Here is a 9,451-nt window from a genome sequence, read left to right as displayed (position 1 = left end):
CTTTGTTATGGATGCAAATATTAAAACTCATATTTTATTCTCATTAAACCATAACATATCTCTCTGATTAATTGACCGAAAAATCCATTAATGTTATACTAAAAGATAGTAAAAAAGTTCGGGAGGGACTATGCGTTTTATTCATACAGGAGATATTCATTTAGGAGCCATGCCGGAGAGCAGAAAAGAGTGGGCAAAAAACCGTGGAGATGAAATCTGGCAGACTTTTGAGAGATTAATAAAGAAAATTAAAGCACAGCCGGTGGATATGTTGATTATTGCCGGGGATTTGTTTCACAGACAGCCATTGCTTAGGGAGTTAAAAGAGGTGGACTATCTTTTTTCAACAATACCTGAAACTAAAGTAGTGCTGTGTGCCGGAAATCATGATGCCATTAAAAAGGGGTCATTTTACGATGGCTTTAAGTGGAGTGATAATGTTATTTTTCTAGGCAGTGAGAATGTTCAAAAAGTGGAAATCCCGGAACTTAACGCATGTGTCTATGGACTTAGCTACCATCAGACAGAAATAACAGATGGAATGTATGATCACATTATTGTGGACAGACCTGATATGATAAATATTCTGGTGGCTCATGGTGGTGATGAAAAGCATATTCCGATTAATAAAAAGAGAGTGGCAATGTCAGGATTTGACTACGTGGCAATGGGACATATTCACAAGCCGTTTATGGATGAAAAGTACAAAATGGCTTATTGTGGTTCCTTAGAGCCTATTGATGTGAATGATACAGGTGAGCGTGGCTATATATACGGAGAAGTGGACAAGAAAGGTCTGGAGTTTGAATTTGTGCCATTTTCTAAAAGACAGTATGTTGATTTGGACTTTACGGTAACGCCAAATGCTACAAATATGGAAATCAGACACAGGCTTTCCGACATTTTTAATGAAAGAGGAAAGGATAACATGTACCGTGTAACATTTAACGGTTACAGGGATCCTGAATTTGAAATAAGCATAAAAGACGTAATGGATTGTGGCAATATAGTAACTGTTATTGATGAAACAATTCCGGATTTTGATTTTGAGGAAATGTATGCCGACAATAAGGATAATATTCTTGGAATGTTTATTGGTCAGTATTTAGATAAGGAACCATTAAATCCGTTGCAGCAGAAGGCACTTTATTATGGCACAAAAGCTTTATCACAGGCTATGGAGGGTAAGGTATGATTATAAAAGATATACAGTTGACGAATTTTGGTAAATTTAATCATAAATATATATCTCTTGAGCCGGGACTTAATATTATATATGGTGAAAATGAGGCAGGGAAAACCACTCTTCACACCTTTATAAGAGGTATGCTTTTCGGAATTGAAAAGCAAAGAGGAAAGGCAAGTGCTAAAGATACCTATTCTAAATACCAGCCATGGGACAATCCTTCTAATTATCAGGGAACCATGGGAATTGAAAGCGATGGAGTGAACTATCGTATAGAGCGCAATTTTAGTAAGGAAAATAAGAGCTTTAAGGTAATAAATGAGGATTTAGGTATTGAATTATCTCAGGAACAAATAGATGAACTGTTTGCGGGACTGGATGAAAGCTGTTATTACAATACCATTAGCATAAGCCAGCTAGGCAGCGTTACTGACAAGGAACTGGAGAATATACTGAAAAATTATGCAGCTAATCTTGGTTCCACAAAGTCTATGGAAATTAATATAAAAGAGGCTTTTGAGGAGTTAAATACCGAAAAAAGAAAGATTATTTCTGAAAATAAAATTGGAGAAGAGGATGAAATCCGCAGATATATAAGAGATGACGAGGATACATTGGAGTTGTCAGAAAGAGAACAGCACACAATTATTGCCTCTATTGAACAGAAAAAGGAGTCTGTGGCACGTCTTCAGGAAAAGAAAAAGGATTTGTCTGCAAGGGATGCCAAAAGGCTGGAGGAACTGGCAAGGCAAAATGAGAGAAAAGAGAATCTTTATCAGGAGGTTTTGTCATATACCACGGAGCTTGAAAAGTATAACTCTATGTTAGAGCAGATAAAATCCCATAAGCAGTCATTGGAAAATGAATTAAAAAGCAAGGGTATTGATAATTGGGAGACCATGGATATGCTTACAGATAAGGTTGTAAACAGAAGCAATATACCGATTGTGTTTATAATTCTTACCATGGCATTTATTGGGGCAGCAATTGGCTTTACCGTTGGCAATGTTGATTTGTTATATGTAGGGGAATATTGGATGAAGCCTGCGATTTGCTTAGGACTGGCAGGCGTGTGTCTGATTTTATCTGTTGTAAAGTTTTTTGTTAACAAAAAGAAACGCAATAAGAAAATTGAAAGCCTGAAAGAGCTTAAGCTGGTACTGGACAAGTTAGATGCGGCAAAGCATGAGGAAACTTATTGTATGCATCAGATTGACAGCAAAAAAGATGCCCTTGAGGCAACACAGGAGTTGATAAAGGCAGAAGAGGAAAAGGAAGTAAATTCAGAAGATTGTAGCGATGAGCTTAAGGAAATAGAGCAGCAGGAGAGGGAATTGAATGAGGCTATTTCCAAGGCTAACTGGATTTTGGAGCAGAAAAAAGAAAAAGATATTGAAGTTGAAGCAAGAATTAATGAATCAAATCACAGACTTGAAGTTATTAAAAAAGCAAAGTTTGAAATTGATGCCATTGAAGAGGCAAAGACAAATATTGAAAAAATAGCTACTGAAATTAGAAACAGCTTTGGAAAGAAGTTAAATGAAAAGGCGTCCTTTTATATGTCGGAGATTACCAATGGAAAATATGATAATCTTTCTATAGATGACAGATTAAACATTTCCATTAATGGTAAAAAATCACTAATTCCTGCATCTAAGCTTAGTAAAGGAACGGTGGAGCAGATATATATGGCGCTTCGCCTTGCAGCAGCTGATATCATTTTTGAGAAAGATAAGAAGCCGATTCTTTTAGATGATGCCTTTGTTATGTATGATAATAAACGTATGGGCAACACAATGAAGTTTATGGCTGAAAGCATGGAACAGGTTATTATTTTCTCCTGCCATACCAGAGAAAAAGTAATGGCGGATAAGTTGAAAATACATCACAATTTTATAAAGTTATAAAATAAGAAATCAAAAAGACAGCTTGCCCAGAGGCAGCCGGCTTAAAAATAAGATATAAAGACAAAAAAAGATTGCTACCAAAATAGTAGCAATCTTTTTAAATAAACTTTAACTATCTGTTTCCATATTCATTAACACGTTTGTTGATACGCTCAACAGGATCTAATAAATCGCTAATTGAAGAATCGTGATTTAATCTGTCAATAAATAAGGCTGTGTATTTTGCAACGTCTACACTGATGTACCATTCTTTTGACAAAAGTTCAGGAGTCTGGTAAATGCAGTTTGTAGTCATTACTCTGTAAATAAGACCATCTTCATAGGCTTTATCAAATTTTTCCAAACCGTTTGTAAAGAGACCAAAGGTTGATGCAACAAAAACTCTCTTTGCTTTACGTTTTTTTAACTGGCTTGCAACATCTAACATACTGTCACCGGATGAAATCATATCATCAATAATAAGAACATCCTTTCCTTCTACTGATTCGCCTAAATATTCATGAGCTACAATAGGATTTCTTCCATCTACAATAGTAGTATAATCACGACGCTTATAGAACATACCCATATTAATACCAAGTACGTTGGCGAAGTATACAACTCTTCCCATAGCACCTTCATCAGGGCTTATAACCATTAAATGCTCTGAATCTAACTGCAAATCGTCAACATTTCTTAAAAGATTTTTAATGAACTGATATGTTGGCATAATTGACTCAAAACCGTGAATAGGAATAGCATTGTTAACTCGTGGGTCATGGGCATCGAAAGTAAGAATATTATCAACTCCCATATTAACAAGTTCCTGTAACATAACTGCACAATCCATAGATTCTCTGGAAGTACGTCTGTGCTGTCTGCTTTCATATAAGAAAGGCATAATAACAGTAATTTTTTTTGCCTTACCTGCAGCAGCGGCAATAACTCTCTTAATGTCTGCATAGTGGTCATCAGGAGACATATGGTTCTTTTGACCACAAACAGTATACTCAATGCTGTAATTAGTAACATCATCGATAATATAGAGGTCGCAACCACGAACTGTGTCTTTTAAGGTACATTTTGCTTCACCTGTACCAAATCTTGGTGTGCTTACATCTAACAGGTATGAATCCTTAACATAACCTTTAAATGTAATAGGTGATTCTTTTGCTTCGACTCTTTCACTTCTCCAATCAGAAATGTAAGCATCAACAGTTTCTCCTAATGCCTTACTTCCTGATAATGCTACGATGGCAAGTGGACCAACGGGAATAGATTCGATAAACTTTTCGATAGCCATTTGTAAAACTCTCCTTCATGTGTAAATGTGTTAAATAGTAAACTTTTTCTTTATTCTTATATCATCACCAAAAATCTTAAAAGAATTATAATTTCCAATAACCCTGGAAAAAATTCTCTCTTCATATTTATTCTGCAAATCTTCTATAGAAAAGTTTGTAGAAATAATAGTAGATTTCTGATGTATAAGTCGCTCATTAAGACAATCAAACAGTGCCGAGTCGGTAAAGGAATTGCTCATCTCAGTACCTAAATCGTCAATTATAAGTAAATCACATCCCTCTAATTCATTTATACTAATCTGTCTGTAAACGGAATTATTCTCTCTTCTGAAAGAATAATCTGCAAGCAGGTCAAAAAACTGAACTGCTGAAAGATAAATAACAGAATAAGATTTGTCTATTAATTCTTTGGCAATACAGTTAATTAAAAAGGTTTTGCCTGTACCCGCCCTGCCATAGAATAGCAGATTACATGGGTGTTTGTCAAAGTTATTTATAAAATAATGACATCTGTCTACAATAGTTTCCATATTTTCCAGGGAAGATATGCCGGAAACTTCATCAATTATGTCATCAGAATAGAAATCAAAATTGAAATTATCAAAATTTTCCACTGCTAAAATCTCATTTAATTCTGATCTTGAATATATAAGATTTATTATTTCAGACTTAAGGCATTCACAAGGTTTTCCGTGGACAAATCCGGTGTCCTTACAAATAGGGCAGGTAAAAATTTCATCCAGATAGTCCCCAGGATATCTGTTCATAAGAAGTGCTGCACGCTTTTTCTCGCTTATAACCTGAATATCCTCTCTTAAAGAGTCCTTAGCAGAAGCATCACCGGACAATGCAAGCCTTGTGGCATTAACAGCCAGTGAAGCAATTTCCCTGTCATATTCGGCTATTTGAGGTACATTTTCATAAACCTCCTTAATACGCCTGTCCATTTCTATTTTATTTTCTAAACGTCTGTTATTATAGTTGTTACTTATAGTATCAAACTGTTCTCTTGTAAGACCCATAGGGGAAACTCTCCTTAAATCCTTTTATTAAATATTCTTCTTGGCAAATTTCTTGTTTTGGCTTTCTACAATCTTCTTTTCTAACTGACTGTAATCATATGTACGCTGTTCAAAAGTTTTTGCACGTTTAGCTTTCACTGCCTTCTTTGACGGGGCTTTTGAAACAACACTAAATGACTTAGCTGTCTCTTCAGAATGAATCTTGTCCAGCTTTTCAATAGCTTCTAAGCAGTTAGCATCATTTTTGAACCAGTTTGTCAAAATACCATCTGCGTATCTGAAACTTGCACAGTGAGTATGCTCCATGGTACGGTTGCATGCCTCTAAAATAATGTCATCAGAAAAACCATACTTGTCTGTCCATTTTGAAATATATAAAACCTCATTTTTTACAGGAGCCTTATAAGTTAGTCCAAAAATCTTATAAATTCTTTTGTAAATATCCTTTCTTACTTTTGCATCTAACTTAGCTTCCTCGATAGTATAGATATCCTTTTGAACATAAGAAATAGCAGTCTTTTCAATATATGAAAAAGTCTTATGACCTTCTGAAATGCACTTTTCCATTATGTATATAATAAAATCAGAATCCAGCTTAAGTCCGTCTAACATATAAATAATGCTGTTAATGTCAGCAGGATTAAGTGTACATCCTAAATAAGTCTGTGCCAAAAATGTAAGCTGCTCAAACCTGTCATCATTTGAAAAAGAAGCAATTTCCTTTGGAGAATATTTCCTCTTAGCCGGAATGATAATCCCTGATGTTTCCGGAACAGGAATAGGAGTGCTGTCTCCTGAAACCGCTGCCAAAATTTCAGGTTTTACATCTGAAATATCAGATACTTCAATAGCACCAGATACATTCTCAGTGGAAATACCACTTACAAGATAACGGTTGCTTTTTAAGGCTTCAAATCTGATGCAGGCAATATTTCCGGACTTGTCCGTTGAAAGTGATAACAGACTTTGATCTGCCCAGTAATGGAGGGCACGATTTACGTCAGCCTCTAACATATTAAACCTGTCAGCAATATTTGAAAGTGTTAATTCATCTTCAGAAGCTTCGCTAGTATTTCTGTTCATAAGACGAAGCAAATGAAGGTAGATTTTTATAAATTCCCCATTGGCTTTTGGCATATACTCATCTAAAAAAACATTCGAAATAGAGGTGAAATCCGCAAAGTTACCTCTGTCTAAAATCAACTTAGCCATTTTTGTGCTCTCCTACAATAATTTTCTATATCAAGCTTTGCTCCAAAGCTTTGTCTGCATCTCAAATACATTTTGAAGTATAGCATAAAATTTCTAAAAATCAACGTCACAAATTGGCTGAAATGCCCTATTTTAAAGGGATTGCGGGGTATGTTAATAATGTTAATAATGATAATAAAAAGGGGGCATAATTTGTCGAAAACTGTCACACCTCCCATTAACTCTGGAAAATCAAGGTTGCTAAAATTCAATCTTATGTAAACAAAAAATCCACAAAATTTTGTTAATAGTTATCAACAAAATTTTGTGGAATGTTAATAAGTTATTTTCCAAGAAGATGTTCCCCTATTTTTACTACGTCTCCGGCACCCATTGTTATTAACAAATCATTGTGTGCACAATTTTCTAATAAAAAATTTTCTATTTCACTAAAAGTTGGGAAATAGTAAGCAGTACCACCGTCTTTTTTTATCTCATCCATTACATCTTTTGAACTTATGCCAAGGGTATTTTTCTCCCTTGCAGCATAAATATCAGCCAGAACTACTGCATCAGCTTCCTTCAACGCATCAGCGAACTCAGACAACAGAGCTTTTGTACGTGAATATGTGTGTGGCTGGAATACAACCCATAATTTATTGTGTGGGTAGTGTTTTGCAGTGCTAAGGGTGGCCCTAATCTCATCAGGATGATGGGCATAATCATCTATAATAGTAATATCTCCCAATTTACCCTTAAGCTGAAAACGTCTGTCCGTACCTTCATATGCCATAAGTCCTGTTTTAATATCTTCATTACTTATTCCCATAAAGTGGGCAGCGGCAATAGAAGCTAAGGAATTATAAATATTGTGCTTTCCTGTGACCTTTAATGTAATATGGTCTTTAATTTCACCGTTTACAACTAAGTCATAAGAGCCTCTTGCAAATTCATCAAAAGTAATATTTGCAGCACTGTACATACTTTTATTAGGGTCTGAACCTACTGTAATGACACTGCATTTGAGCCCTTCCGTAAAATATTCAATATTGTCAATGTCGCTGTTAATAATTAAAGCTCCATCATCAGGGACTAAACGGGCATATTCCCTAAAGCTATGTCTTATATCGTCTAAATCCTTAAAAAAGTCCAGATGGTCCGCTGCAACATTTAAAATAATGGCAACTGTTGGCTTAAAGGATAAGAAACTGTTAGTATATTCGCATGCTTCAGTAATAAGCTTATCAGAATGACCGATTCTTGTATTTCCCTTAATGGCAGGCATAATTCCGCCTACTAATATGGTAGGGTCGGTATCTGCCTCGAGCATAATCTGGGAAAGCATGGAAGTAGTAGTGGTCTTTCCGTGAGTTCCTGAAACTCCAATGGCAGTATGGTAATTCTGCATAATCTGACCTAAAAATTCCGCCCTTGTAAGAAGGGGAATATTCATTGATTTTGCTGCAACTAATTCAGGATTATCCTGTTTAACGGCAGCTGTATAAATTAAAACTTCAACATCTGAAGAAACATTCTGCGATTTTTGTCCGTAGCAAATAGTTGCACCTAATGACTCTAGGTGCTTTGTTATTTCGGACTCCTTTGAATCTGAACCTGTAACGGTAAAACCTCTTGAAATCATGATTTCTGCTAATGCACTCATACTAATTCCACCGATTCCGGTAAAATGTAGTTTAGCAGGAGTATTAAAATCTAATTTGTACATATTCTTCTCCAATCTCATAATAAAATCTTATATGATTATACACTTGTTTTAGTACTTTTTAAAGATTTAACATAAAATTAATCAAAACTAAAAGGTAAATCTTCTATAATAAATACAAAAATCAGGAATAACTTTATTATAGCAATTTTAGACAAAATATAGTATAGAAAATTGTTAAAAATACAAAATAGATTAATGAAAAAATAAGAAATAGGAAAGAACAATAAAAAAATTGTACATTTTGCACAACTAAGAACGAAAAATGGCAAAAAAAAGAGAAAATATAAATAAAAAATAGGGGGGAAATGCTTTTATTATTAGCAATTTAATGCTATAATTTTATTACTTAATATAAGCAGCGAGGTGAGTTGACATGATAAAAAAAGAAATGATTGCAATGTTGTTAGCAGGTGGACAAGGTAGCCGTCTTGGTGTACTTACTGCAAAAGTTGCAAAACCGGCAGTTGCGTTTGGTGGAAAATATAAGATTATAGATTTCCCATTAAGCAACTGTATTAATTCGGGCGTTGATACGGTAGGTGTACTTACACAGTATCAGCCACTTAGGTTAAATGATCATATTGGTATTGGTATGCCATGGGATCTCGACCGCAATATCGGAGGTGTTACAGTTCTCCCGCCTTACGAAAAAAGTGAGAACACGGAATGGTACACAGGTACGGCTAATGCTATTTTCCAGAATATGAATTATATGGAAACATATAATCCTGATTATGTTTTAATTTTGTCAGGGGATCATATTTATAAAATGGACTATGAAGTTATGCTGGATTACCACAAGGCAAATAATGCGGATGTTACTATTGCAGCTATGCCGGTACCAATAGAAGAGGCAAGCAGATTTGGTGTGGTAGTTACAGATGAAAATCATAAGATTACTGAATTTCAGGAGAAACCGGAACATCCAAAGAGCAATCTTGCTTCAATGGGTATTTACATATTTAGCTGGCCGGTTTTAAGGGGTGCACTTATTAAACTGAAGGATCAGCCTAACTGTGATTTCGGTATGCATGTTATTCCATATGTTCATGAGAACGGAAAAAGAATTTTTGCATATGAATATACAGGATACTGGAAAGATGTAGGAACTCTTAAATCCTACTGGCAGGCAAACA

The 9,451-nt window shown here is 35.1% G+C and carries 7 protein-coding genes (1 of these 7 running past the window's edge); 3 read left to right on the top strand and 4 right to left on the bottom strand.

Annotation, left to right across the window (positions count from 1 at the left end; genetic code table 11):
- The first annotated feature begins 130 nt into the window (after positions 1–130).
- Together Q5O30_RS03525 and Q5O30_RS03520 are read left to right on the top strand one after the other, a co-directional pair.
- Positions 131–1,195, top strand: coding sequence for an exonuclease SbcCD subunit D (locus Q5O30_RS03525; RefSeq protein WP_021952379.1), 1,065 nt, complete (start codon positions 131–133; stop codon positions 1,193–1,195).
- Positions 1,192–3,093 carry an ATP-binding protein gene (locus Q5O30_RS03520; protein ID WP_021952378.1) on the top strand — a complete coding sequence of 634 codons (1,902 nt, stop codon included), beginning with the start codon at positions 1,192–1,194 and terminating at the stop codon, positions 3,091–3,093. Before Q5O30_RS03525 ends, Q5O30_RS03520 begins: the two co-directional genes overlap by 4 nt.
- A 112-nt stretch (positions 3,094–3,205) precedes the next feature.
- On the opposite strand, the gene Q5O30_RS03515 is transcribed toward Q5O30_RS03520, so the two are convergent.
- The 4 genes from Q5O30_RS03515 to murC all read right to left on the bottom strand — a co-directional run bounded on the left by Q5O30_RS03515 (position 3,206) and on the right by murC (position 8,315).
- A complete protein-coding gene (locus Q5O30_RS03515) occupies positions 3,206–4,375 on the bottom strand; it encodes a ribose-phosphate pyrophosphokinase (RefSeq protein ID WP_021952377.1) in 1,170 nt (389 codons plus the stop codon).
- Between the two features lie 30 nt (positions 4,376–4,405).
- Entirely contained in the window at positions 4,406–5,398 is a 993-nt protein-coding gene (locus Q5O30_RS03510) for an ATP-binding protein (RefSeq protein WP_021952376.1), read from the bottom strand.
- Positions 5,399–5,425: 27 nt separating this feature from the next.
- Positions 5,426–6,610 carry a DnaD domain protein gene (locus tag Q5O30_RS03505; RefSeq protein ID WP_021952375.1) on the bottom strand — a complete coding sequence of 395 codons (1,185 nt, stop codon included), beginning with the start codon at positions 6,608–6,610 and terminating at the stop codon, positions 5,426–5,428.
- Between the two features lie 322 nt (positions 6,611–6,932).
- The gene (gene murC / locus Q5O30_RS03500) at positions 6,933–8,315 is read right to left on the bottom strand and encodes a UDP-N-acetylmuramate--L-alanine ligase (protein WP_021952374.1); all 1,383 of its coding nucleotides are present in this window, start codon (positions 8,313–8,315) and stop codon (positions 6,933–6,935) included.
- Between the two features lie 373 nt (positions 8,316–8,688).
- Here murC and Q5O30_RS03495 point away from each other — a divergent pair, with 373 nt between their 5' ends.
- A protein-coding gene (locus tag Q5O30_RS03495) for a glucose-1-phosphate adenylyltransferase (RefSeq protein WP_021952373.1) crosses the window boundary here: on the top strand, positions 8,689–9,451 show its 5' portion. 533 nt of this gene lie beyond the right edge of the window; only the first 763 of its 1,296 coding nucleotides appear in the window; its start codon is at positions 8,689–8,691; its stop codon lies off the right edge, out of view.

Source organism: Eubacterium sp. CAG:161 (genome assembly GCF_000432355.1).
GTDB classification, from domain to species: Bacteria; Bacillota; Clostridia; order Lachnospirales; family Lachnospiraceae; genus Eubacterium_G; species Eubacterium_G segne.
Note: the sequence above shows the minus strand (reverse complement) of the source record. Positions and strands in the feature narration are given on the sequence as shown.